At 51.1% G+C, this 23,589-nt stretch carries 22 protein-coding genes; 13 read left to right on the top strand and 9 right to left on the bottom strand.

All coding sequences use genetic code 11. The features are described 5' to 3' along the window. Positions 1–166 precede the first annotated feature (166 nt). On the top strand, positions 167–1,762 hold the full coding sequence (locus tag ACTHTY_RS00390) for a peptide chain release factor 3 (protein WP_440366115.1): 1,596 nt from the start codon (positions 167–169) through the stop codon (positions 1,760–1,762). A 49-nt stretch (positions 1,763–1,811) separates the two neighbouring features. Here ACTHTY_RS00390 and ACTHTY_RS00385 read toward each other — a convergent pair whose 3' ends face one another. Further along, positions 1,812–2,582, bottom strand: coding sequence for a sulfite exporter TauE/SafE family protein (locus tag ACTHTY_RS00385; protein ID WP_254322192.1), 771 nt, complete (start codon positions 2,580–2,582; stop codon positions 1,812–1,814). Positions 2,583–2,778: 196 nt separating this feature from the next. On the opposite strand from ACTHTY_RS00385, the gene ACTHTY_RS00380 reads away from it, so the two are divergent. Further along, positions 2,779–3,324, top strand: a complete 546-nt coding sequence (locus ACTHTY_RS00380) for a TIGR00645 family protein (RefSeq protein ID WP_440366114.1) — start codon at positions 2,779–2,781, stop codon at positions 3,322–3,324. A gap of 71 nt (positions 3,325–3,395) precedes the next feature. Here ACTHTY_RS00380 and ACTHTY_RS00375 read toward each other — a convergent pair whose 3' ends face one another. Both ACTHTY_RS00375 and ACTHTY_RS00370 read right to left on the bottom strand, forming a co-directional pair. Beyond that, entirely contained in the window at positions 3,396–4,346 is a 951-nt protein-coding gene (locus ACTHTY_RS00375; RefSeq protein ID WP_440366113.1) for a bile acid:sodium symporter family protein, read from the bottom strand. Positions 4,347–4,552: 206 nt separating this feature from the next. After that, positions 4,553–5,440 (bottom strand): YicC/YloC family endoribonuclease, encoded by an 888-nt coding sequence (locus tag ACTHTY_RS00370; protein WP_440366112.1) that lies wholly within the window; start codon positions 5,438–5,440, stop codon positions 4,553–4,555. Positions 5,441–5,578: 138 nt separating this feature from the next. On the opposite strand from ACTHTY_RS00370, the gene rph reads away from it, so the two are divergent. The 7 genes from rph (at position 5,579) to ACTHTY_RS00335 (ending at position 10,561) form a co-directional block, all read left to right on the top strand. Then, complete coding sequence (gene rph, locus ACTHTY_RS00365) at positions 5,579–6,307, top strand: ribonuclease PH (protein ID WP_440366111.1); 729 nt, start codon at positions 5,579–5,581, stop codon at positions 6,305–6,307. Between the two features lie 171 nt (positions 6,308–6,478). Next, positions 6,479–7,699 (top strand): aspartate kinase, encoded by a 1,221-nt coding sequence (locus ACTHTY_RS00360; RefSeq protein WP_107768890.1) that lies wholly within the window; start codon positions 6,479–6,481, stop codon positions 7,697–7,699. 287 nt (positions 7,700–7,986) lie between these two features. After that, positions 7,987–8,637, top strand: coding sequence for a hypothetical protein (locus ACTHTY_RS00355; protein ID WP_440366110.1), 651 nt, complete (start codon positions 7,987–7,989; stop codon positions 8,635–8,637). A gap of 79 nt (positions 8,638–8,716) precedes the next feature. Continuing rightward, positions 8,717–9,043: a purine permease gene (locus tag ACTHTY_RS00350; protein ID WP_440366109.1), complete on the top strand. Its 327-nt coding sequence runs from the start codon at positions 8,717–8,719 to the stop codon at positions 9,041–9,043. Positions 9,044–9,111: 68 nt separating this feature from the next. Continuing rightward, the gene (locus ACTHTY_RS00345; protein WP_440366108.1) at positions 9,112–9,435 is read left to right on the top strand and encodes a dimethyl sulfoxide reductase; all 324 of its coding nucleotides are present in this window, start codon (positions 9,112–9,114) and stop codon (positions 9,433–9,435) included. Between the two features lie 93 nt (positions 9,436–9,528). Beyond that, on the top strand, positions 9,529–9,939 hold the full coding sequence (locus ACTHTY_RS00340; RefSeq protein WP_440366107.1) for a hypothetical protein: 411 nt from the start codon (positions 9,529–9,531) through the stop codon (positions 9,937–9,939). Positions 9,940–10,126: 187 nt separating this feature from the next. After that, the gene (locus tag ACTHTY_RS00335; protein ID WP_440366106.1) at positions 10,127–10,561 is read left to right on the top strand and encodes a hypothetical protein; all 435 of its coding nucleotides are present in this window, start codon (positions 10,127–10,129) and stop codon (positions 10,559–10,561) included. A 76-nt stretch (positions 10,562–10,637) separates the two neighbouring features. Here ACTHTY_RS00335 and ACTHTY_RS00330 read toward each other — a convergent pair whose 3' ends face one another. Next, positions 10,638–11,078 (bottom strand): DNA polymerase III subunit chi, encoded by a 441-nt coding sequence (locus tag ACTHTY_RS00330; protein ID WP_371492574.1) that lies wholly within the window; start codon positions 11,076–11,078, stop codon positions 10,638–10,640. A 37-nt stretch (positions 11,079–11,115) separates the two neighbouring features. Next, positions 11,116–13,602, bottom strand: coding sequence for a heavy metal translocating P-type ATPase (locus ACTHTY_RS00325; protein WP_440366105.1), 2,487 nt, complete (start codon positions 13,600–13,602; stop codon positions 11,116–11,118). 361 nt (positions 13,603–13,963) lie between these two features. Between ACTHTY_RS00325 and ACTHTY_RS00320 the strand changes: the two genes are divergently transcribed. Beyond that, positions 13,964–14,089, top strand: a complete 126-nt coding sequence (locus ACTHTY_RS00320; protein WP_003678791.1) for a hypothetical protein — start codon at positions 13,964–13,966, stop codon at positions 14,087–14,089. A gap of 66 nt (positions 14,090–14,155) precedes the next feature. Here ACTHTY_RS00320 and hflX read toward each other — a convergent pair whose 3' ends face one another. From hflX to lptF, 4 genes are all read right to left on the bottom strand, one after another. Next, a complete protein-coding gene (gene hflX / locus ACTHTY_RS00315) occupies positions 14,156–15,316 on the bottom strand; it encodes a GTPase HflX (protein WP_440366104.1) in 1,161 nt (386 codons plus the stop codon). 44 nt (positions 15,317–15,360) lie between these two features. Beyond that, complete coding sequence (locus tag ACTHTY_RS00310; RefSeq protein ID WP_440366103.1) at positions 15,361–16,581, bottom strand: glycosyltransferase; 1,221 nt, start codon at positions 16,579–16,581, stop codon at positions 15,361–15,363. A 119-nt stretch (positions 16,582–16,700) separates the two neighbouring features. After that, positions 16,701–17,771, bottom strand: a complete 1,071-nt coding sequence (gene lptG / locus ACTHTY_RS00305) for an LPS export ABC transporter permease LptG (protein WP_283121173.1) — start codon at positions 17,769–17,771, stop codon at positions 16,701–16,703. Continuing rightward, positions 17,768–18,883 carry an LPS export ABC transporter permease LptF gene (lptF, locus tag ACTHTY_RS00300; RefSeq protein WP_004519285.1) on the bottom strand — a complete coding sequence of 372 codons (1,116 nt, stop codon included), beginning with the start codon at positions 18,881–18,883 and terminating at the stop codon, positions 17,768–17,770. The genes lptG and lptF overlap by 4 nt, the downstream gene beginning before the upstream one ends. A gap of 158 nt (positions 18,884–19,041) precedes the next feature. On the opposite strand from lptF, the gene ACTHTY_RS00295 reads away from it, so the two are divergent. From ACTHTY_RS00295 to znuD, 3 genes are all read left to right on the top strand, one after another. Next, a complete protein-coding gene (locus ACTHTY_RS00295) occupies positions 19,042–20,451 on the top strand; it encodes a leucyl aminopeptidase (protein ID WP_440366102.1) in 1,410 nt (469 codons plus the stop codon). 95 nt (positions 20,452–20,546) lie between these two features. Beyond that, positions 20,547–21,029, top strand: coding sequence for a cupin domain-containing protein (locus tag ACTHTY_RS00290; protein WP_440366101.1), 483 nt, complete (start codon positions 20,547–20,549; stop codon positions 21,027–21,029). Positions 21,030–21,249: 220 nt separating this feature from the next. Further along, the gene (znuD, locus tag ACTHTY_RS00285; RefSeq protein ID WP_440366100.1) at positions 21,250–23,538 is read left to right on the top strand and encodes a TonB-dependent zinc receptor ZnuD; all 2,289 of its coding nucleotides are present in this window, start codon (positions 21,250–21,252) and stop codon (positions 23,536–23,538) included. Positions 23,539–23,589 lie beyond the last annotated feature (51 nt).

Below are 23,589 nucleotides of genomic sequence, written 5' to 3'. Positions count from 1 at the left end.
CGGTTTGGTGCAAACATTGAATTATCAAGCATTTTTTTGTACAATTCCGCATCTTTCAATCTATTGCAGGGCGTGTCGCACACGCCCTTATTTTAGCCTGTTTTCCAACACCCATATCCTTCAGGCCGTCTGAAAAAGCGGCCTGAAACTTTTTGCAAAGAAAACCATGTCCCAAGAAATCCTCGACCAAGTGCGCCGCCGCCGCACGTTTGCCATCATCTCCCACCCTGACGCGGGTAAAACCACGCTGACCGAAAAACTGCTGCTGTTTTCAGGTGCGATTCAAAGCGCAGGTACGGTAAAAGGCAAGAAAACCGGCAAATTCGCCACCTCCGACTGGATGGAAATCGAGAAGCAGCGCGGCATTTCCGTGGCATCAAGCGTGATGCAGTTCGACTACAAAGACCACACCGTCAACCTTTTGGACACGCCGGGACACCAGGACTTCTCCGAAGATACCTACCGCGTATTGACCGCCGTCGACAGCGCATTAATGGTCATCGACGCGGCAAAAGGCGTGGAAGCGCAAACCATCAAACTTTTGAACGTCTGCCGCCTGCGCAATACGCCGATTGTCACGTTCATGAACAAATACGACCGCGAAGTGCGCGATTCTTTGGAATTGCTGGACGAAGTGGAAAACATCCTGCAAATCCGCTGCGCGCCCGTCACTTGGCCGATCGGCATGGGCAAAAACTTCAAAGGCGTGTACCACATCCTGAACGACGAAATTTATCTCTTCGACGCAGGCGGCGAGCGCCAGCCGCACGAGTTCGACATCATCAAAGGCATCGACAATCCCGAACTGGAACAACGCTTTCCGCTTGAAATACAGCAGTTGCGTGACGAAATCGAATTGGTGCAGGCTGCTTCCAACGAGTTTAATCTCGACGAATTCCTCGCCGGCGAACTCACGCCCGTGTTCTTCGGCTCTGCGATTAACAACTTCGGTATTCAGGAAATCCTCAATTCATTGATTGACTGGGCGCCTGCGCCGAAACCGCGCGACGCGACCGTACGCATGGTCGAACCGGACGAGCCGAAGTTCTCCGGATTTATCTTCAAAATCCAAGCCAATATGGACCCGAAACACCGCGACCGCATCGCCTTCTTGCGCGTTTGCTCCGGCAAATTCGAGCGCGGCATGAAAATGAAACACCTGCGCATCAACCGCGAAATCGCCGCGTCCAGCGTGGTAACATTCATGTCGCACGACCGCGAGCTGGTGGAAGAAGCCTACGCGGGCGACATCATCGGTATCCCGAACCACGGCAACATCCAAATCGGCGACAGCTTCTCCGAAGGCGAACAACTGGCGTTTACCGGTATCCCATTCTTCGCGCCCGAACTGTTCCGCAGCGTCCGCATCAAAAACCCACTGAAAATCAAGCAACTGCAAAAAGGTTTGCAACAGCTTGGCGAAGAAGGCGCGGTACAGGTCTTCAAACCGATGAGCGGCGCAGATTTGATTTTGGGCGCGGTCGGCGTGTTGCAGTTTGAAGTTGTTACCTCGCGCCTCGCCAACGAATATGGCGTAGAAGCTGTGTTCGACAGCGCATCCATCTGGTCTGCGCGCTGGGTATCGTGCGAAGACAAGAAAAAGCTGGCGGAATTTGAAAAAGCCAATGCAGGCAATCTGTCGATAGACGCAGGCGGCAACCTCGCCTACCTCGCGCCTAACCGCGTCAACCTGAATCTGACGCAAGAACGCTGGCCGGATATCGTGTTCCACGAAACGCGCGAGCATTCGGTTAAACTGTAAAACGCAAAGGCCGTCTGAAACATTCAGACGGCCTTTTTTTCATTCGATATCAACCCAATAAATCCCAAGCAAACTTTCCGATGGTCAGGCACAGCAGCAACATAAACCCATAACGCAGTAATTTAGTTCCGCCGCGTATTGCCAAGCGCGCGCCGACCACGCCGCCGCACAAATTCGCCACCGCCAACGGTATCGCCCATGCCCACACGACATGGCCTTGTGGGATAAAAAACGTCAGCGCGGCAAGATTAGTGGTCGAATTGATGACCTTTGCCGAAGCATTCGCCGCTAAAAAATCATAGCCGTAAAAGCGGACGAACACAAAAGCCAGCAGGCTGCCCGTCCCCGGCCCGAACACGCCGTCGTAAAACCCGATTAACGCGCCGAAAAATAAGCCCCATAAAGTTTCGCGGCGCGTCAGCTTTTCAGTGCGCACCGTCTGCCCCAAGTCTTTTTTCAAAAAAGTGTACAGACACATGGCAATCATGATGACCAACATTGCCGGTTTCATGTATTGCACGGGGAAATACACCACCGTTTTCGCGCCTAAATATGAAGCGGCAAACGCCAACGCCGCGGCAGGCAGCAGCATTTTCCACGGCACGGGAATTCGGCGCAGATATTGCCCCGTCGCGGTCAACGTGCCGCAGCAGGAAGCAAATTTATTGACACCCATCACCGAGGCCACAGGCGTAGCGTTTGGCAATAGGTTGAACAATCCGGGAATCTGCAACAGCCCTCCGCCACCAACCGCCGCATCCATCAGCCCAGCAGCAAAACCGACCAATACCAGATAATAAAAAAACGAATCTGCAAGCATAATGTCCATCTCTAAAAAGCAAAGCGATTTTGCGCGTGTTTGCCTGTCCTGACAACCTACAAGGCCGTCTGAAAAACAAGGAACGATATTCTGTTTTCAGACGGCCTTTCTTTTTAAATTCAGCCGCTCAAATTGCAGCTTAAAAACTTTTCCATTAAAATGCCGCCCCTTATCTTTCCTACACACAACACATTTTATGGAACATTCCACCCCGACCAAACGCACAGCCCACGACCGAATGGGCATCTTCGCGCATTTCATTTTTGCCAGCCGCTGGCTGCAACTACCGATTTATATAGGCTTGATTATCGCCCAAGTCATTTATGCCTGTAAGTTCCTCAAATCCTTGTGGCACTTGGTATCCAATTTCAGCATCATGGATGAAAACACCATCATGATCGCCGTATTGAACCTGATTGATGTCGTAATGATTGCCAACCTGCTGACCATGGTCATTGTCGGCGGCTACGAGACCTTCGTTTCCCGCCTCCACGTTGACGAACATCCCGACCAGCCCGAATGGCTCAGTCATGTCAATGCTTCGGTTTTAAAGGTTAAGCTGTCGATGTCCATCATCAGCATTTCCTCCATCCATCTGCTGCAAACCTTCCTCAACGCCGCCAACCTGACCGAAAAACAAATCATGTGGCAGTGCATTACCCACATCTGCTTCCTGATTTCCGCCCTCGCCATGGCTTTAACAGACAAAATCGTGTACAGCACGACGCATAAAGCGCATTGATAATAAAAGGCAATCAAAAGGCCGTCTGAAATATTTCAGACGGCCTTTTGCTATCTGGCAATGTTTACAGCTTATTGCTTACGCTTGTCCCACCAAGCAAACAAGTTGCCCAAAACCGTTCCCGATACGGAGTGCCAAACGCAGGCAACGGCGGCGGCAACTGCGGATTCAGCATTACCGGGGAAGAATTTAGCGCTCAAACCGGTCGCAAGTCCGGCATTTTGTACGCCGACTTCGATGGCAAGGGTGCGTTTTTTGGCGGTGTTCATGCTGGTCAGTGCGCCGCTGTAATAGCCGAGGATGTAGCCGCCGATGTTGTGGGCAGCGATGGCAAGTACCATAACGAAGGCGGATTCGGCGAAACGGTGGCCGTGAACGGCAGCAACGCCGCCGACGATGCAGGCAAACGCGACAACGGCAACGGCCGGCATAATCGCGCGCACGTCTTCAAACCAATGTTTTTTATGCAGCAAGATATTGGCGGCAGAGCCGATAACGACAGGCAACAGGGTAACGAGCAGCATAAATTTGAACATACCCCAGCCGTCCATTTCGACAGTTTGTCCGACCAAATAAGTCATCCAAAGCGGCGTCATCACAGGCGCGAGGACGGTGGAGACGGTGGTCATGCCGACCGAAAAAGCGACATCGCCTTTAGCCAAAAAACTCATGATATTGGACGAAACCCCACCCGGACAGGTACCGACCAAAACCAGACCTAGCGTCAATCCGGGCGAAAGGTCAAAGGCTTTGGCAATGCCGATGGCAAGCAGGGGCATAATCGTGTATTGGGCGATTGCGCCGATAAAAATATCGAGCGGACGTTGCGCCAGAATTTGATAATCTTCTTTACCCAAAGTCATGCCCATGCCGAGCATGATGATGCCGAGTACAACGACTTGCGTATCGCCTTTTACCCACGAAAACGTAGCAGGTTCGATAAAGGCGATGATGGAGGCAAGGACGATAATCAGGGCGGTGAAGCGGGTCATTTGCCGACTGACTGCGGTTAGAAAGTTCATGTTTTTACTCCTTTGTATGTTCTTATCATGACAATAATTGCCATAATTTAACACATGTTAACTCTTTCGCGCAATTACAATAACGAAACAGGAAATCCGCCATCCAATAATGTTTAAAAACAAACCACAACGATTCCACCCAATATCAACACAAAGGCCGTCTGAAACCTTTTCAGACGGCCTTATCCTATCCATTCATGATCGATTTATTCGATATTTTGAACCTGTTCGCGCATTTGCTCGATCAAGACTTTCAGTTCAACTGACGCTTGCGTGCATTCGGCAGCGATGGCTTTGCTGCCCAAGGTATTGGCTTCACGGTTCAACTCTTGCATCAAGAAATCCAAACGTTTACCTGCGCTGCCCTTGCCTTCGGTAACAATGCGGCGCACTTCGGCGATATGGGTGCGCAAACGGCTGAACTCTTCATCCACATCGGATTTTTGAATAAACAAAGCAAATTCCTGTTGCAAGCGGTCGTTATCGATGTTGCCGATGGCTTCTGCCAAACGGGCTTTGACTTTGTCCATATGCGCTTGCAGCAGGCTTGGGAACAGCTCGTTCAAAGCATCCACAATCTCTTCCATACCGTCCAGACGTTGCAGCAAATGTTCGCCCAGCTTTTTGCCTTCGCGTTTGCGGGCGGCTGTAAACTCTTTCAACGCGCCGGTCAATAAATCTTTGACACCTTTCGCCAAGGCCTCAGAGTCTTCGCTCTGACCTGCCAAAACGCCGGGGAAACGCAAAACGTCGGCCACGCTCAGCTTGCCGAAATTGTGTTCCTTGCGCCATTCTTTGTTCAAATGCGCCAGCTGTGCGACCAAATCCTGATTGACTTCCAAAGTCTGACCGCCCGAAGCTGCATCTTGCAGCTGAACACGGCACTCCAATTTACCGCGTGCCACAGCCGCGGCAATCTGTTCGCGTAATGCGCCTTCCAAATAGCGCAGCTCTTCCGGCATACGGAATTGGACATCCAAATAACGATGGTTGACCGCGCGGATTTCCAAATTAATCCGCTTGCCGCCGCATTCGCCTGCGGCATTGGCAAAGCCGGTCATGCTGTGGATTTGAATAGTTCGTCTTGTAGCCATGGTTTTACTCCGTTTCCAAATACGAGTGAAAGTACGGATACTATAACACACCCGACCGACGATTTTCAGACGGCCTTTGGTGCCAAATTCCTCTATAATTCAAGGCAACCTGTTTTTTATTTCCCCCAAAGGACCATCATGAGCGACTACACCCGCACCGGCCGCGCCGCCGACAGCCTGCGCAACATCAAAATTACGCCCAATTTCCTGCCACACGCCGACGGCTCCTGCCTTATCGAGTGTGGCAACACCAAAGTGATTTGCACTGCCTCCATCGACGAAAATGTCCCACCGTTCCTGCGTGGTAAAGAACAAGGCTGGGTAACGGCCGAATACGGCATGTTGCCGGCTTCTACCGCCTCCCGTATGCGTCGTGAAGCCGCCGCGGGCAAACAGTCAGGCCGCACACAAGAAATCCAACGCCTAATCGGCCGCTCGCTACGCGCCGTCGTCGATATGGAAAAACTCGGCGAACGCCAAATCCTGATTGACTGCGACGTCATCCAAGCCGACGGTGGCACGCGTACCGCCTCCATTACCGGCGCCTACGTTGCCCTGCAAATCGCCGTAGACAAACTGCTTTCAGACGGCCTTATCAGCGAAAACCCGATCCGTGAAGCTGTTGCTGCCGTTTCCGCCGGCGTGGTGGGCGGTGTACCGCTTTTGGACTTAGACTATCCCGAAGACTCAGGCTGCGACAGCGACGTCAACATCATCATGACCGCATCCGGCAAAATCATCGAAATCCAAGGTACAGCCGAAGGCGCACCGTTCAGCATCGAAGAATTGGGCAAACTCATTGCCCTCGCGCATAAAGGCATTTCCGAATTGGTTCAACACCAAAAGGCCGCCCTTTTGTCCCGATAAGCAGCAAGGCCGTCTGAAAGATTTCAGGCGGCCTTTTTTAACCCCGTCCATTTATGCGCATTTACTCAAAAAAGCGCGCCCCATCCTTGAATTTCATGTAAAAAATAGTAATAATAACCCTTTTTCCAGCAAACCAAGCTGCCCGACAACCCCCACAAGAAAGCACGAAACATGGCGTTAATCGTACATAAATACGGCGGCACATCAGTAGGCTCGCCAGAACGCATCAAAAACGTAGCCAAACGTGTCGCCAAAGCCCGCGCCGAAGGACACGACATCGTAGTCGTCGTATCCGCCATGAGCGGTGAAACCAACCGACTGGTCGCACTGGCACACGAAATGCAAGAGCATCCCGATCCGCGCGAACTCGACGTTGTTCTCGCTACCGGCGAACAAGTGACCATCGGCCTGCTGGCCATGGCTTTGAAAGACATCGGCGTTGACGCCAAGAGCTACACCGGCTGGCAAGTCGCCCTCCAAACCGACACTTCCCACACCAAAGCCCGCATCGAAAATATCGACGACGAAAGAATGCGTGCCGATTTGGCCGACGGTAAAGTCGTTATCGTAGCCGGTTTCCAAGGCATCAGCAGCGAAGGCAATATCTCAACCCTCGGCCGCGGCGGTTCGGACACCTCTGCCGTTGCCATCGCCGCAGCCCTCAAAGCCGACGAATGCCAAATTTATACCGACGTGGACGGCGTTTACACCACCGACCCGCGCGTCGTACCCGAGGCGCGCCGCATGGACACGATCACTTTTGAAGAAATGATCGAATTGGCCAGTCTCGGCTCAAAAGTTTTACAAATCCGCTCCGTAGAATTCGCCGGAAAATACAAAGTGCGCCTGCGCGTACTCAGCAGCCTGCAAGATGGCGGCAACGGCACCCTGATTACCTTTGAAGAGGACGACAACATGGAAAGAGCAGCCGTAACCGGTATCGCATTCGACAAAAACCAAGCACGCATCAACGTACGCGGCGTACCTGACAAACCCGGCGTTGCCTACCAAATCCTCGGCGCAGTTGCCGATGCCAACATCGAAGTCGACATGATCATCCAAAATGTCGGTAGCGAAGGCACAACAGACTTCTCCTTCACCGTTCCACGCGGCGACTACAAACAAACCATCGAACTCCTGCAACAACGCCAAGACAGCATCGGCGCAGCCTACATTGACGGCGACGACACCGTATGCAAAGTCTCCGCAGTCGGCTTGGGCATGCGTTCACACGTCGGCGTAGCCGCCAAAATCTTCCGCACCCTCGCAGAAGAAGGCATCAACATCCAAATGATCTCAACTTCCGAAATCAAAGTATCCGTCCTGATTGACGAAAAATACATGGAACTGGCTACCCGCGTTCTGCATAAAGCATTCGACTTAGGCAACTAATTCCAGTCTGTTAAAAGGCCGTCTGAAACAATAAAGTTTCAGACGGCCTCTTTTTATTTCCATCATATCAATCAACAATTCTATGATGCGCAATACATCCACTTCTGCTCAAAACAGTATATCCACCCTACCTTGCCGTTTAATTCCAAAAACATACCACTTAACCTAATTTAAGAAAAATAAACAAATTTGTAATAAAATAGAACAAAAGTACAGATAATTATCTATACTCATTAATAAAAACAAATTTCCCCCAATTTTCCCCTAACTTAAGAAGGAATCCTAATATGAACGTATTAAACAAATTCGGTATGCTAATCTTGACCGCTTCCCTGCTGGCAGCCTGCGGCGACTCCGACAATAAAGGTAGCAGCGACAAACCGGCAGAACAAGTTGCCCAAAGCGAATCTAGCCCAGCCAACAAATACGAAAAAGCCCTGAGCGAATTCCCAGAAGCAGATCCTAAACTGGCCGAACCTATCGTCATTTCCGATAAAAAATCTCCAGACGGTCTTGCCGAATTGCAAAAATTCATTCACTTCACCACTGGTGAAGAAGCTCAAAAAATTACTCAGCTAGGCCTAGAATTGCAAAACTTGGCTAACCAAAATAAAGAAAAAGAAGCTTTGGAGCAGATGAACAAACTGACTGCCGCACTGGAACAATTCCATCAGAGCGCAGCTGCCCTCGACATCAAAGATCCTGAAATCAAAGCAGTTCTGGATCGTGCATTACAAGTCAGCAGTGCTGCCAACAACATGATGATTTATGCAGGCAAACATGCTTCTGAGCTGACTATCAACGGCAAAGATAAAGATTCGCTCAAATTTGCCAATGATTTCCAAGAAAAATCTCAAAAATTGCAAGAAACCCTGCGTGCAGCCAATCAAGAAGTACAAAAAGCTGCCGAAGCTTTAGGCAAAAAATACTCCCAATAAGCCTATTGTTTCCGATAAATAGCGGTGGTATCGGCAACATCGATACCACCTTTCCAAACCCTAAGTCAGGTTGAACACAATGAATAATCTTAATCCTTCACTCCCCTGCCCACACTGCCATGCCCCGATCCAAGGCGGATTGGTTAAAGGATTGGCCGCAGTCAAAGAATGCCCTTCCTGCCATAAAAAAGTTAAATTCAAAAAGCCGCCTGTTGGCGAATATTTCAAAGCTTTACTGAAGCCTTTTGCTATTTTTGTAGTCGTCGTCTGCATCGTAGCGGCAATACTGATCAGCCTGTTTGGTACATTTCCCCCATATATCAGTACGGTATTAGTTATCGGCTTTCTCGTCTACTACATTATCCCGATTCAAAACAAACTTTCATCTTTTGAAAAAGACGAATAAACATATACTTTGCCCATCCAACCCGCTTTTCCGGATGGGCAATACTTTATACGGCCCAATAAAAAATAATGAAATCGTCCCCATTTTCTTGTCCTCATTGTTCCAATCCGATTCGGGGTAGTGCATTCAAAGGACTGAAAAGCATTAAAGAGTGCCCGACCTGCCACAAAAAAGTCCGCTATAAGCAGCCGACTGCAAAAGAAATCCGCCAAGCGACATGGAAAAAGAGCGTTATTTTCCTTGCCCTGCTGACCTTATACCTTGCCTTTCTGATTGCACTATTTCGCGCAGATATTCCTTTTGCGTATCTCATCCTCCCTATCGTGATTTATTTGGTTGCTGTCTTCCAGCCTGCCATTATCAAGCTTTCTTCATTTGAGAAAGACGAATAGCCTGTTTCAGACGGCCATCGCCTTTAATGACAAGGTTTGGCCGATACCGATTTTAATCCTTATCCCCGATATTCTATCCAAGGCTTTTATTACATGAAACGCCCAGTCCCTGTTACCATCGCCACCGTTCTCTATTTCATCCTAACTACCCTTGTCTGCTTTACCACTGTTGCTCTTGCGATTTATTCGGGCGATTTACTGATAGAGGTTGCAGCCTTGGCATTCCCTTTCCTGCCTTGGTGGCTGTCTATGCCCCTATACTTCATCCTCCTTTTCTTACCGGTATTTATTGCTGTCGGCCTGCTTTCAGGCAACCGTTCTGCCCGTTGGCTGGCTGTTGTGTTGGCTGCCGCTTCGCTATTCATGGTGTATAGCGATATGGCGAGCTATAGTTCTCAACAAATCATTATTCAATCCATTCTCCACCCTGCTTTGCTGCTCCTCATCTTCAATCCGGTATCCAACCGCTATTTTGCCAACGCGGCCTCAAAAACCGAATCCTAAACCATCGGATTTTGACCTCAAAAAGACTTAAGGCCGTCTGAAACCCTTGCCCTTACGCAAATCTTTTTCAGACGGCCTAAAATAGAATGGCCTTTTCAGACTGTCTTTTTCTAAGGCAGCCCTTCATACAATCAATGATGCGTTTCCCTTAGCAGCTTTAAATACCAAACTGTAAGCAAACAAACCCATGAAATCCGTTTTCCCTATTTTTTTTATCCTGCTCAACTTATTCTTCATCCTTTATTTGCCACGCAAACTATCCATATGGGTCCGTCTTGCGCTTTACCTATCTATCGGGGGGCTGTTTTATTTATGGATGTCCAACAAATCTGCCCTGACCTCCCTATTTGCACACACCCTGTCATTGCAGCCATTCGACGTATTTCATGAGACAATCGGTTTTTCATTATTGGTTACAGTCTTCCTCAATCTGTTTGACTTGCTTGCCGTACCTTCGATTGTCCGTTTCCCCAACTTAATCCTCAAAAATCCCCAACACCACCATCAGTCTGTTCAATGGTATCTTGCCAATACTTCCCTTTTTGAACGCTTTTTCCACTATTTCTACGCTTTCTGCTGTTGTCTCATGTTTTATGGCATATGGCGCGAAGCCTTCCGATAATCAATCTAAAAAATAAAGGGACATCATTAAAATGTCCCTTTGTTTATATTCAGACGGCTTTGAATATCTTCAATACTCAATCCTTCCCTTCTCTCGAAAAATGCTCAATCTCAAATCCGCTCTGACGATAAGCTCGAAAACGGTCTCGGGCTTCGGCCAAATCTTCTAAGCTATTGCCGACAATTTCAAGGATACGGTTTGGAATGGCTGGGGCTTGGCTCCAGAAATCAGCAGACAGGTTCAAAACCGTGCAATCTTGCGGAATATTCGGCAATGCATTTCCAAACGCAAGTAATACCGGCGTTTCAGACGGCATGGGGTCGGTAGGCAGCCAAACTTCATGCGGAATAAAGCTTTCGGGAATCTGCTGCCACAAATCAACATCTAGTTGCTGTACTGCCGCAACAGAATCCGACCACACCAAAATCTGACCGCCATCGCGTATGGCGCGCGCAATCAGGCGGCAGGCAAAGGCGGCCGGCTGGGCGACATGTGTATAAAAAGTGGCTTTAGGCATGGAGTATTCTTTCGTTTAGGCAATGGATTGGCCGGTTTCAGACGGCCTTTTTGGTTTTCAACAATCTCAAGGCATTGCCCAACACCAGCAGCGAGCTGAAACTCATGCCGAGCGCGGCGATCCACGGGGTCACGTAACCAAACACGGCCAGCGGAACGGCAACCAGATTGTATGCGCTCGCCCAAGTCAGGTTTTGGAGGATGATTTGATGGGTGCGGCGAGCCTGTTCCATCATCACGGGCAAAACGTTCAAATCATCATTGAGCAAAACCACATCGGCACCGTCTCGCGCCACATCGGCACTCGTAGCCACTGCGGCCGACACGTCGGCTTGGGCAAGGACGGGGGCATCGTTAATCCCGTCGCCGATCATCATGACTTTACGTCCTTGTTTTTGCAGATTTTCTACATAAGCCAGCTTGTCTTCAGGCGTGGCTTCGGCACGATAGGCATCCAAACCCAGCTCTTGCGCGACTTGGGCTACGGCAGCTTGACGGTCACCGCTTAAAAGGTGCAGACGGATGCCGTGTTGTTTCAGGTTTTGCAACATTTCAGCGGCGCTGTCTTTGATTTGGTCTTCCAACAAAAAGGCCGTCTGAAAACCGCTTTGATTGCCCAAGAAAATAATGCCGCCGGTGTGGTCGATATGGGAAAATGCTTCGGGAAGATTACCGGCAATTTCCGAGACAAACGCTGCTTTGCCCAAAGCCCAAACTTGGGTTTCGCCATCAAATTCGATTTGCGCGCTGACGCCGTGTCCGATACGGTTGACCCGTTGTTGCACTTTCACATCAAGCGCGGATACAGGGCCGTCTGAAAGCGTATGATTCAAAATGGCACGGGCGATGGGGTGTTCGGATTGCTGTTCCAATGCTTGGGCGATAGCAAGGGCTTGGACTTCGTTCAGACGGCCTGCGGACAACATACGGCTGACGGAAAGCTGCCCTTTGGTCAACGTACCGGTTTTATCGAACACGACATCGTCAATTTGAGCAAGCGTTTCCAAGCTTTGTTTGCCACTGATGAGAATGCCGTCTTTGGCAAGTGCGCCGGTCGAAGCTGCCAGCGCAGTCGGTGTGGCAAGCGATAAGGCGCACGGGCAGGTAATGACCAGCAGGGCGACGGTAATCCACAAGGCGGTGTGCGCGTCGGCATACCAAGCCCAGCCGATAAAAACGGGAATAGCAAGCAAGAGCTCGCCAAACACGAAACTGGACGCGTATTTCTCGGCCAACTCGGCAGCACGCGGTTTTTGCGCCAGCGCACGGTCGAGCAGTTTGACGATATGGGACAGGCGCGTGTTGCCGCCGGTATGGTCGGTGCGGATGATTAAAGGACTGCTGGTGTTGAGCGTGCCGGCAGTTACTTTTTCAGACGGCCTTTTCACGATGGGCAGGCTTTCGCCGGTCAACATGGCTTCGTTAACTTCGCTCTCGCCGGACAAAACCGTACCGTCCACCGGAATGACTTCGCCGGGTTTCACAACAATCGTATCGCCGATATTGAGGCGGACGACTGCGGCTTCCTCGATGGCTTCGCTTTCAGGATAAGCAGGCAAACGGTGGCAGAATGCCGGAACCAGTTTGACCAACCGCTCCGCCGCATCGCCTGCTTTGCGTCGGGCAATCTGTTCCATAAAACGCCCGCCCAACAGAAAAAACAGCAGCATGGCGATGGATTCAAAATACATGCCCTGCCCTGCGTTGGTAGCCAAGCTGTAAATACCGGCGATAAAGGTCATCACAATGGCAATGGCAATCGGCGTATCCATGCCGACACGGCGGTTTTTCCAGTCGCGCCATGCGCCGCGGTAAAACGGCAACGCGCTGTAAAACACAACGGGCAACACCATCAAAAAGCCGCCCCAATGCAGGATTTCCAAATAAAGCGGCTCGATGTCGCCGCCGTAAAAATAAGTCGGCAGGGCAAACATCATCGTCTGCATCATGCCCAGACCGGCCACGGCCAATCTGACGATAAACTGTTTGCGTTCCTTCTGCGCCTGCGCTTCGATTTTTTGCGCATCATAAGGCGCGGCGGTATAACCGGTTTGGCGGATTTTCAGCAAAATATCCGACAATTCGATGTGGGCGCTGTTCCACACCACGCGGCAGCGGTGGGTGCTGTAATTCAAATCCACACGCACTACGCCCTTCATGCGCAACAACTGCTGCTCAATCAGCCACACACACGCGGCGCAGGTAATGCCGCCCAGCATCAACACCGCCTCGCGCTCATCCCCTGCGCCGACCTCGACAAAATCCGCCTGCACTTCGGGCAAATCGTACAGCTTTAATTGCGACAACACTTCCGGCGGCGGCAATTCGGATTTTTCCGCGTCGGCAGTACGCTGTTTGTAATAATTGCCCAAACCAGCATCAATAATGCTCTGCGCCACCGCTTGGCAGCCGGCGCAGCAGGTTTCGTGTTCTTCGTCTTCAAAACGAACCGTCAAATGCAGATGCTCCGGGACTTCAAGTCCGCAATGGAAGCAGTTTTTTTGGGGATGTGTGGAAGATGTCATAATGTGTTCGATTTATTTTTCAGACGGCCTGAAACAATCGTTTCAGGGTGTTACATTTTAGCAAAAAGCGTTTTTTCGCCTCATTTCATTTACTTTTGAATTAATAGACTGTCGAATTTTATAAAAAATATGGAAAACAAAGTATTGACCGTTTATCAAATGATGAACGGTAACATATAAATACCGTTTATTCTTAAAAACTTCCGATTATTTTAATGTAAAAATGGAACTTTTTTAAAAATTCCGATACATTCTTTGTTGACCTCAGCCCACTTAAGCAGCATACTTTAGGCATTCCGCGAAGACGGAAATCAAAAAACACACATTTACTTATAAAACTAACTTATTGGGAAACCTCACCATGATTGATCGCCTTATGCCTATTTTTGCCGTTATCGGCATTTTGTCCAGCACCGTATACCTGAGCCTTGCTGCTTGGATGCTTTACGAAAGCGTGTTCAAAAAGAAAAGCCCTCTGTCGGCATAATCCTCGGATTTAGAATTTTACGGTAAGGCCGTCTGAACATTCAGACGGCCTTGTTTCATTTAAACATCAAGCATTCGGCTGTACGGCCAATTCAATCATCGCTTCACGCAAACCGTCCAAGCCCAAACTTTCGGTAACGGAAACATTCACGCCGACCGCCTGTCCGGAATTGTCGCGCAAAATGCCTGCTTCACGCATACCCGACGGCAGCAAATCGATTTTGTTGTACACCACCAATTGCGGAATTTCATGCGCACCGATTTCTTCCAAGACCTCGTTGACATCGTCCATCTGCCGTTCAAAATCGGGATTGGACGCATCAACGACGTGCAGTAATACATCCGCCATCGCCGTCTCTTCCAAAGTAGCGGAAAACGCCGACACCAGCTTGTGCGGCAAATCGCGGACGAAACCAACGGTATCGGTCAAAATCACACTCGCCTCGTGCGACAGGAACAGCCGACGCGCAGTGGTATCCAAAGTGGCAAACAACTGGTCTTTTGCCAATACGTCCGCTTTGGTCAAACGGTTGAACAGGCTGGATTTTCCGGCATTGGTATAGCCGACAATGGCAAAGGTTTTCAGACGGCCGCTCATGCGCGATTTGCGGCGCGTGGCGCGTTGTTTGCGGACATCGGCAAGCTGCTTTTTCAATGCCGTGATTTTTTGTCCGATTAAACGGCGGTCGGTTTCCAACTGGGTTTCGCCCGGCCCTTTCAAGCCGATACCGCCCTTTTGGCTTTGCAAATGTCCATAACCGCGCACCAGCCGTCCGCTCAAATGGTTCAGCTGAGCCAGCTCCACCTGCAACTTACCTTCCTGCGATTGGGCGCGTTTGGCAAAAATCGCCAAAATCAAACCCACTCTGTCGAGTACGCGGCATTGAAGCTCTTTCTCCAGATTACGCTCTTGTGTCGGCGTGAGTTCGTGGTTAAACACGACCAGCCCGACATCATGCTGCTTGACCACTGCCGCCAACTCTTCCGCCTTGCCCGTACCGACAAACAAAGCCGGATGCGGTTTGTCGCGGCGTGAAGTTTCGATAGAAACCAAATCACCGCCGGCCGCGCTCACCAATTCTGCCGCTTCGGTCAAGGCCGTCTGAAAGCCGCGCTCGCGCGTTTCGTTTGCGCCGGAATAATCCGCCGTCAACATCACGCCGACCAAGAGGACGCGTTCGGGCTGCTCCAAAGATTTATCGACGGAAAACAGATTGCGCTTGCTCAAAAAATTTCCTTTCAGACGGCCTTATGGCTGGGTCAAAGTGCTGATTAACGGTTTTTCAAAATATCGGCAAAATATTCGGTCACTTCCGCCAAACGTGCGCCCTGCTCGGCATAAGGCTGCATGACGACCACCAGTTGCTCCAACACTTCACGCGTTTCTGTTTGCGCGTGTTCGCGGTAGAGCCACATATTTTGCATGGTCACCGTGGTCAATGCCTCGCGTACATTCAGCAAGAGCAAGTGGCGGCAAGACTCATAGCCTTGGCGCAAATCGCCAGCCGCATATGCGGTAACCGACAATTCATAGTCGATGTCCAACTGATAAACATTGCTTTGGACAAAAAGAATATCGTCTTTCGGGAACGGGATACGTTTCGCCATCAGGCCGATTGCATGGGAAATGCGGTATTTCCCTTCCTGACGCAGCATGGTTTGCGCAAGGTAGAGACACTCGGCACGGCGCGGGTTGTAATCATAGCCTGCCAACCAGGTTGCCAAGGCTTCATCGCGTTTGCCCATTAATTTGTAGCACTCGCCCAGCTGTTGGTAAGAAACCGACACTTCCTCGATCCAACCACCCAACTCGATGCGTTTTTTAAACCATTCGCTTGCACGCTCGGGCATATCGGAATCCCAATAAGAACGCGCCGCATAAAAGGCGTAACGCGGTTTCAGGTCTTCATCTTCAGGGCTGTAAAACGCTTTTTCCAAAGAAACCGCGTCAAGCAGGTATTTGTTCGCCATATTGCTGCGTGCGCCGAAACGGCCGCTGAGAACCGTATAGTCGCCATGAAGCGTGGCTTCGCTGGTATCTTGTTTGTCGGTTTCAATAAACTCGTGCAACACGCCGCGCCAGTAGAATGTTCCGTCATTGCGCAACAACAGCGGACGATAATAAACCACGCTGCCCATGGCATTTCTCATGCGGAGGCGGTAACGGTCGGCGGTCAGCTCGGGCAATTCCAATTTGCCTTCAAAGCGGTCGTCCGCATCAAAAATCAACACATAATCGGTTTTGCCTTTTGCGTGTTTCAACGCCTGATTGCGGTTGTATGCAAAATTTTGCCAACCATCATGATGAATCTCGCCCGCGATGCCCTTTGCATCGAAAAAGCGGCGGATCACGCCGGCGGTATCATCGGTCGAGCCGGTGTCGCTGATGACATAGTAGTCAAGTTTGATGTGGTCGGTGATGTTGGCCAGTGTTTCTTCGATGATTGCCGCTTCGTTTTTGACAATCATATTCAAGCAGATGGTTTGGGACATTTTCAATAGCCGCATTGGTTTGGAAAGGTATTATTTTACTTTAGCATTTTGTTTTTTGCACACAAAATACTCAGGCCGTCTGAAGATTGCCTTTCAGACGGCCTGAAGTTTATTTTGCCTTATCTTTTTTCCTGACGGCGTATCAGATACACCGCCAACAGTGCAAACAAAACCGTCGGCAATGCGCCTGCCAAAAACGGCGGCACGCCGTACAACTGGCTGGTAAAGCCGAAGAGCCGTCCAGCAAAGTGGAACAGCAAACCGAGGCAGATACCGCCGAAAAGTTTCAAGCCCATATTGCCGTGGCGCGTGGTTTGCGGCGTAAAGGCGAAGGCAACAAGCGCCATCACCCATGCGGCAACGGGATACACCAGCTTGCGCCACCATGCGATGGCATAGACTTGGGTATTTTGGTTGTTTTTTTCCAGATGGTCGATGTAGGTGGTCAGTTCGCCGACAGACATTTGGTCAGGCTTGACGAGCAATACATCCATCAGGTTGCGCTTGACGGAAATCGGCCAGTTTTCTTCGGCGGCAGTGGAGACCTCGACTTTATCTTCGCCCAATACGCTGCGGCGGATGTTTTTCAACTGCCAGCTGCCGTCAGGATTCAAAACGGCCGATTCTGCTTCTGCCGCTTGGGTCAGTTCGTTTTTATCGTTGCGCTGCCAAATTTTGATGCCCAAAAGCGTATGATCGGGCAACATTTCGCGCACGTTGATAATGCTGTTTTTTTCTTTCAGCCAAAGGCCGGTATTGCCGGTACTGATTTTGCCGTTGATGGCGGCGGCTTTGATATTTTCAGCCTTTTGGCTCAGCGTGGGGGCAACCCATTCGCCAAGCGCGACGGTGGCAATGGCGAAAATCAAGCCAAACTGCGACAGAATCAACAGCAGCTTTTTGGTGCTCATGCCGCTGGCTTTGATAACGGTCAGCTCACTGCCGGAAGCCAGTTGGCTGAGGGAAATCAGGCCGCCGATCAAAACGGCAAGCGGCATCAGTTCATATGCGCGCGCAGGCATCTGCATTAAAACATACTGCCCCAACTTTGCGCCGTTATAGCTGCCTTTTCCAAGATCGCCGACTTCGTTGATGATTTCAAAAAAGCTGTATAAAGCGAGGAAGGCAAGGAGGGCGTAAACCGCCATAACCGCCATTTGACGGATGATGTAACGTGAAATCAGGTTCATTTTCCGCCTTTCAATGTCAGACTTTTGGCAACCGCCTGCCAGAAGGGTTGGCTAGGCATACTGCGCACGCGCAGCAGGACGACGGCAATCACAAACATGATGATGTGCATAGGCAACAGTCCGAGCCAAAAATGGATTTTGCCGTCTTCCACGGCGTTGCGCAGGAAGGTCAGCCCGTTTTGGTAAACCAAAAACAAACCGATGGCAATCAGGATATTGTAGGTGTGGCCGCTGCGCGGATTGAAATAAGAAAGCGGCACGGCAAGCAGGCACAGCAACAAAACGCTGACGGTCAAGGAAATACGCCACATCAATTCCGCTTGGTGTTGGGGATTGCTGCTGCCAATCAGTTGGGCGGTCGGAATGGTACGGCGGTGTGAAACAGGGTCGATGAGTTTCGGCGTGGTGCTGATAATCAGGCTGAGGTGTTGGAAAGAAACGCGGTTGTAATCGGCTTTGCCGGGCGTACCGCTGTAACGGTAGCCGTCGCGCAATTCAAGCGTACGTTTGTTGTCGGTCAGCGAAAAATTGCCCTCTTTGGCAAAAACGATGTTGTCGTTGCCGTTTTTGTCCTGCTCGCGCAGGAACAGGTTTTTCATGATGCCGGATTCGGTATCGAAGGTTTCGACAAAATAAACCCTACCGTTGCGCTTGCCCAAGCTATTGAACTCGCCGGCTTCCACCAAAGACAACTCCTGCTTCTGCTTCAAAATTTCGGCATATTCGCGGCTGCGCAACTCTGCCCACGGCATCACCCAAAGCTGCATGACGGCAATCAAAATAGCAAACGGCACGGCAAACTGCATGACCGGGCGTATCCATTGTTTCAATGCCAATCCGCAGGAAAGCCAAACCGACATCTCGCTGTCGCGCCAGTAACGGGTCAATACGGTCAACGTACTGATAAATGCGGTCAACACCAGCAAAAGCGGGGTCATGCCGATTACCCAAAAGCCGACCAAGGCCAACACGGCATCGATGGCGACACGCCCGTCGGCTGCGCGGCCAAGCAGGTTGATGGCCTGCGTCGACACCAATACCGCCAAGAGGACGACAAAGATGCCGACGGCGGTAAAGGAAAGTTCTTTAATAAAGTTTCTTTGGTAAATCATAAGATTGAGCGTGGTATACGGTTTATGGGAAACCTATATTTATTAATAAGGCTTCAGACGGCATGACACAAATGGAGTACAATGATTTTCATCTGTTCGGACGGTTGGTCAACAGGCCGTCTGAACAACCGACAACCGTTCCAATCAGGAGAATAAACGTGAAATTTAGCACAAAAGCCGAAACTTTGCAGGCTCAACAGGCAGGTGCGCAATTATTTGTCTGCGCCGAAGCATCACAACTGAACAACCCAACTGCCCTCGCCCTCTTCGCTTCCCTTGAAGAAGGTCAAAATTTCGCCGACACCAAAATCCCGACGGACAACGGTTTGCAAGCCATTGCCGTCGCCCGCCTCGAAAAAACCGACCGCGCCGCATTGAACAAAGCCGCAGCCGAAGCCGCCAAATGGGCGCAAAATCAAGAAACGGTCAATGTGGACGTTCACGCCTTTGATGAAGCGCAAGCAGCAGACATTGCCGAAGCGTTTGCAATTGCGTTCGGCAATGCCGCCTACCGTTTCGACCGCTATAAAAAAGAAGCCAAACCGGCCAAATTTGCAGAAGCCGTGTTCCACAGCGCACACGAAGCCGCCGTCAAAGAAGCCCTGCGCGTTGCCGAAGCGCAAGTTTACGGACAAAGCCTCTGCCGCGACTTAGGCAATGCCGCACCGAACGAATGCACGCCTGAGTTCCTCGCGCGTACCGCCAAAGCCGAAGCCGAAAAATTGGGCGCACACGCCAAAATCATTGAAAAAGACTACATAAAAGAAAACATGGGTTCATTTTGGTCTGTCGCCAAAGGCAGCGTTGAGGATCCATATTTGGTCGAACTGAGCTATTTCGGTGCGGCCGACAAAGAAGCCGCGCCCGTCGTCTTGGTCGGCAAAGGCATTACCTTCGACACCGGCGGCATCTCCCTCAAACCCGGTCTGAACATGGACGAAATGAAGTTTGACATGTGCGGCGCGGCAACCGTCATCAGCACCTTCTGCGCCGCCGTCAAACTGCAACTGCCGATCAACCTCGTCGCCGTCGTTGCCACCTGCGAAAACATGCCTTCCGGCGCGGCAAACAAACCGGGCGACGTCGTGAAAAGCATGAAAGGCCTGACCATCGAAGTGTTGAACACCGATGCCGAAGGCCGTCTGATTTTGTGCGACGCACTCACTTACGCCGAGCAGTTCAAACCCAAAGCCGTTATTGACGTCGCCACCCTGACCGGCGCGTGCATCATCGCCTTGGGACATGACGTCAGCGGCGTGATGGGCAACAATCAGGATTTGGTTGACAGCCTGCTTGCTGCCTCCCGCAACGTGGACGACAAAGCATGGCAACTGCCGCTTTTCGAGACCTACAAAGACCAGCTCAAATCCAACTTCGCTGACATCCCCAACATCGGCACGCCCGGCGCAGGCACGATTACCGCCGCCACCTTCCTGTCTTACTTCACCGAAGATTACCCGTGGGCGCACCTCGACATCGCAGGTACGGCATGGAAATCCGGCAGCGAAAAAGGCGCGACCGGCCGCCCCGTTCCCTTGTTGCTGAACTATCTGCGCAACGTGAAATAAGCCTTGACGCCTGCGGGGCAAAGCCATCGCCTCCGCAGGCCGTCTGAAAACGGAATCCGCATTATCTGACTCAACCTGACAAACGGAGAACCACCATGAAACCACTATTTGCCGCATTATCTGCCGCCCTTCTGCTCGGCACATCTCTAAACACTCAAGCTGCCGAACAACCCATCCCCACCGACCGCAGCATCCAAGTGTACAAAAAAGCCGACTTAGCAGAATGGAACCGCGAAAACGCAGCTGGAGGCCAAGGCCCGCTACTCGGCAGCTTTGCCTTCACGCGCCATCAAACCGCAGAACAAGACGCATTCAAAGAAATTGGCTGGCTCACATTACCGCCGGGCGCTTCCATCGGCCAACACAAACATACCGGCAATGAAGACGTTTACATCATCGTATCCGGCAAAGGCCTGTTTACCGATAGCGAAGGCAAACAAACCGAAGTCGGCGCCGGCGACATTACCATCGCCCGCCCCGGCCAGTCCCACGCACTCAAAAACATCGGCAAAAAGCCGTTGGTATTCTTGGATTTGATTGCAGAGACCGCTGGCGCTAAAGCCGCCGAAACCAAGTAATACTTTCAATGAAAGCAAACAATCTGCCATAACTTTCTGCCTTACCCAAACCAGGCAGTAGAGAGATTGTTCCGTTTTCATTTAAACCTGCATACAAGCTAAAGGCCGTCTGAAAACCACGCTTCGTTTTCAGACGGCCTTTTTTTTCTCAAAAATCTTATCATATAAATAATGAAATGTTATATAATAACAGCCTTTCAAAATATGATGAGAAACTAAAATGACACAAACCACACTCAAACCCATTGTTTTATCTATTCTTTTAATCAGCGCCCCTATCCTCTCCCAAGCGCATGAAACCGATCAGTCGGTGGACTTGGACGAGGTTACCGTCGTCGGCAAAAGCCGTCCGCGCGCCACTTCAGGGCTGTTGCACACTTCGACCGCCTCCGACAAAATCATCTCCGGCGATACCTTGCGCCAAAAGGCCGTCAACTTGGGCGATGCTTTAGACGGCGTACCGGGCATTCATGCCTCGCAATACGGCGGCGGCGCGTCTGCTCCCGTTATTCGCGGTCAAACAGGCAGACGGATTAAAGTGCTGAACCATCACGACGAAACAGGCGACATGGCGGACTTCTCTCCCGACCATGCCTTGATGGTGGACAGTGCCTTGTCGCAACAGGTCGAAATCCTGCGCGGTCCGGTTACGCTCTTGTACAGCTCGGGCAATGTAGCCGGTTTGGTCGATGTTGCCGATGGCAAAATCCCCGAAAAAATGCCTGAAAACGGCGTATCGGGCGAAGCCGGATTGCGTTTGAGCAGTGGCAATTTGGAAAAACTGACATCCGCAGGCATCAATATCGGTTTAGGCAAAAACTTCGTGCTGCATACCGAAGGCTTGTACCGCAAATCGGGCGATTACGCCGTACCGCGCTATCAAAAAGAAGAAGGCCGTCTGAAACGACTGCCCGACAGCTATGCTGATTCAAAAACCGGCAGCATCGGCCTGTCTTGGGTTGGGGATAAAGGTTTCCTCGGTGTGGCGTACAGCGACCGTCGCGACAGCTACGGCCTGCCTGCCCACAGCCACGAATACGATGATTGCCACGCCGACATCATCTGGCAAAAGAGTTTGATTAACAAACGCTATTTGCAGCTTTATCCGCACCTTCTGACCGAAGAAGACATTGATTACGACAATCCGGGCTTGAGCTGCGGCTTTCACGACGACGATGATGCACACGCCCATGCCCACAACGGCAAACCTTGGATAGACCTGCGCAACAAACGCTACGAACTCCGCGCCGAATGGAAGCAGCCGTTTCCAGGTTTTGAAGCCCTGCGCGTACACCTAAACCGCAACGACTACCACCACGACGAAAAAGCAGGCGATGCAGTAGAAAACTTCTTCAACAACAAAACACACAACGCCCGTATCGAGTTGCGCCACCAACCCATAGGCCGTCTGAAAGGCAGCTGGGGCGTGCAATATTTGGGACAAAAATCCAGCGCGCTCTCCGCCATTCCCGAAACCGTCCAACAACCGATGCTGATTGACAACAATGTCCGCCATTACGGCTTTTTCGGCGTAGAACAGGCGAACTGGGACAACTTCTCGCTTGAAGGCGGCGTACGCGTGGAAAAACAAAAAGCCTCCATCCAATACGACAAAGCATTGATTGATCGGGAAAACTACTACAACCAACCCCTGCCCGACCTCGGCGCACACCGCCAAACCGCCCGCTCGTTCGCGCTTTCGGGCAACTGGTATTTCACGCCACATCACAAACTCAGCCTGACCGCCTCCCATCAGGAACGCCTGCCGTCAACGCAAGAGCTGTACGCACACGGCAAGCACGTCGCCACCAACACCTTTGAAGTCGGTAACAAACACCTCAACAAAGAGCGTTCCAACAACATCGAACTCGCGCTGGGCTACGAAGGCGACCGCTGGCAATACAATCTGGCACTCTATCGCAACCGCTTCGGCAACTATATCTACGCCCAAACCTTAAACGATGGACGCGGCCCCAAATCCATCGAAGACGACAGCGAAATGAAGCTCGTGCGCTACAACCAATCCGGCGCCGACTTCTACGGCGCGGAAGGCGAAATCTACTTCAAACCGACACCGCACTCCCGCATCGGCGTTTCCGGCGACTATGTACGAGGCCGTCTGAAAAACCTGCCGTCCCTACCCGGCAGGGAAGATGCCTACGGCAACCGTCCTTTCATCGCGCAGGACGACCAAAACGCGCCCCGTGTTCCGGCTGCGCGCTTCGGTGTCCACCTGAAAGCCGCGCTGACCGACCGCATCGATGCCAATTTGGACTACTACCGCGTGTTCGCCCAAAACAAACTTGCACGCTACGAAACGCGTACGCCCGGACACCATATGCTCAACCTCGGCACAAACTACCGCCGCAATACGCGCTATGGCGAGTGGAATTGGTACGTCAAAGCCGACAACCTGCTCAACCAATCCGTTTACGCCCACAGCAGTTTCCTCTCTGATACGCCGCAAATGGGCCGCAGCTTTACCGGCGGCGTAAACGTGAAGTTTTAAAATCGGACAGGCAAACAAAAAAGGTTTTCAGACGGCCGTCTGAAAACCTTT

Origin of the sequence: Neisseria sp. P0019.S002, assembly GCF_051957155.1 — a bacterium.
Taxonomy (GTDB): Bacteria; Pseudomonadota; Gammaproteobacteria; order Burkholderiales; family Neisseriaceae; genus Neisseria; species Neisseria perflava.
This window is presented reverse-complemented; position numbering and strand designations above follow the sequence as displayed.

Excerpts from the sequence above, each read along its gene's own strand:
- ACTHTY_RS00390 (WP_440366115.1), top strand. The coding sequence starts at position 167 with ATGTCCCAAGAAATCCTCGACCAAGTGCGCCGCCGCCGCACGTTTGCC.
- ACTHTY_RS00385 (WP_254322192.1), bottom strand. The coding sequence starts at position 2,582 with ATGCTTGCAGATTCGTTTTTTTATTATCTGGTATTGGTCGGTTTTGCT.
- ACTHTY_RS00380 (WP_440366114.1), top strand. The coding sequence starts at position 2,779 with ATGGAACATTCCACCCCGACCAAACGCACAGCCCACGACCGAATGGGC.
- ACTHTY_RS00375 (WP_440366113.1), bottom strand. The coding sequence starts at position 4,346 with ATGAACTTTCTAACCGCAGTCAGTCGGCAAATGACCCGCTTCACCGCC.
- ACTHTY_RS00370 (WP_440366112.1), bottom strand. The coding sequence starts at position 5,440 with ATGGCTACAAGACGAACTATTCAAATCCACAGCATGACCGGCTTTGCC.
- rph (WP_440366111.1), top strand. The coding sequence starts at position 5,579 with ATGAGCGACTACACCCGCACCGGCCGCGCCGCCGACAGCCTGCGCAAC.
- ACTHTY_RS00360 (WP_107768890.1), top strand. The coding sequence starts at position 6,479 with ATGGCGTTAATCGTACATAAATACGGCGGCACATCAGTAGGCTCGCCA.
- ACTHTY_RS00355 (WP_440366110.1), top strand. The coding sequence starts at position 7,987 with ATGAACGTATTAAACAAATTCGGTATGCTAATCTTGACCGCTTCCCTG.
- ACTHTY_RS00350 (WP_440366109.1), top strand. The coding sequence starts at position 8,717 with ATGAATAATCTTAATCCTTCACTCCCCTGCCCACACTGCCATGCCCCG.
- ACTHTY_RS00345 (WP_440366108.1), top strand. The coding sequence starts at position 9,112 with ATGAAATCGTCCCCATTTTCTTGTCCTCATTGTTCCAATCCGATTCGG.
- ACTHTY_RS00340 (WP_440366107.1), top strand. The coding sequence starts at position 9,529 with ATGAAACGCCCAGTCCCTGTTACCATCGCCACCGTTCTCTATTTCATC.
- ACTHTY_RS00335 (WP_440366106.1), top strand. The coding sequence starts at position 10,127 with ATGAAATCCGTTTTCCCTATTTTTTTTATCCTGCTCAACTTATTCTTC.
- ACTHTY_RS00330 (WP_371492574.1), bottom strand. The coding sequence starts at position 11,078 with ATGCCTAAAGCCACTTTTTATACACATGTCGCCCAGCCGGCCGCCTTT.
- ACTHTY_RS00325 (WP_440366105.1), bottom strand. The coding sequence starts at position 13,602 with ATGACATCTTCCACACATCCCCAAAAAAACTGCTTCCATTGCGGACTT.
- ACTHTY_RS00320 (WP_003678791.1), top strand. The coding sequence starts at position 13,964 with ATGATTGATCGCCTTATGCCTATTTTTGCCGTTATCGGCATTTTGTCC.
- ACTHTY_RS00310 (WP_440366103.1), bottom strand. The coding sequence starts at position 16,581 with ATGTCCCAAACCATCTGCTTGAATATGATTGTCAAAAACGAAGCGGCA.
- lptG (WP_283121173.1), bottom strand. The coding sequence starts at position 17,771 with ATGAACCTGATTTCACGTTACATCATCCGTCAAATGGCGGTTATGGCG.
- lptF (WP_004519285.1), bottom strand. The coding sequence starts at position 18,883 with ATGATTTACCAAAGAAACTTTATTAAAGAACTTTCCTTTACCGCCGTC.
- ACTHTY_RS00290 (WP_440366101.1), top strand. The coding sequence starts at position 20,547 with ATGAAACCACTATTTGCCGCATTATCTGCCGCCCTTCTGCTCGGCACA.
- znuD (WP_440366100.1), top strand. The coding sequence starts at position 21,250 with ATGACACAAACCACACTCAAACCCATTGTTTTATCTATTCTTTTAATC.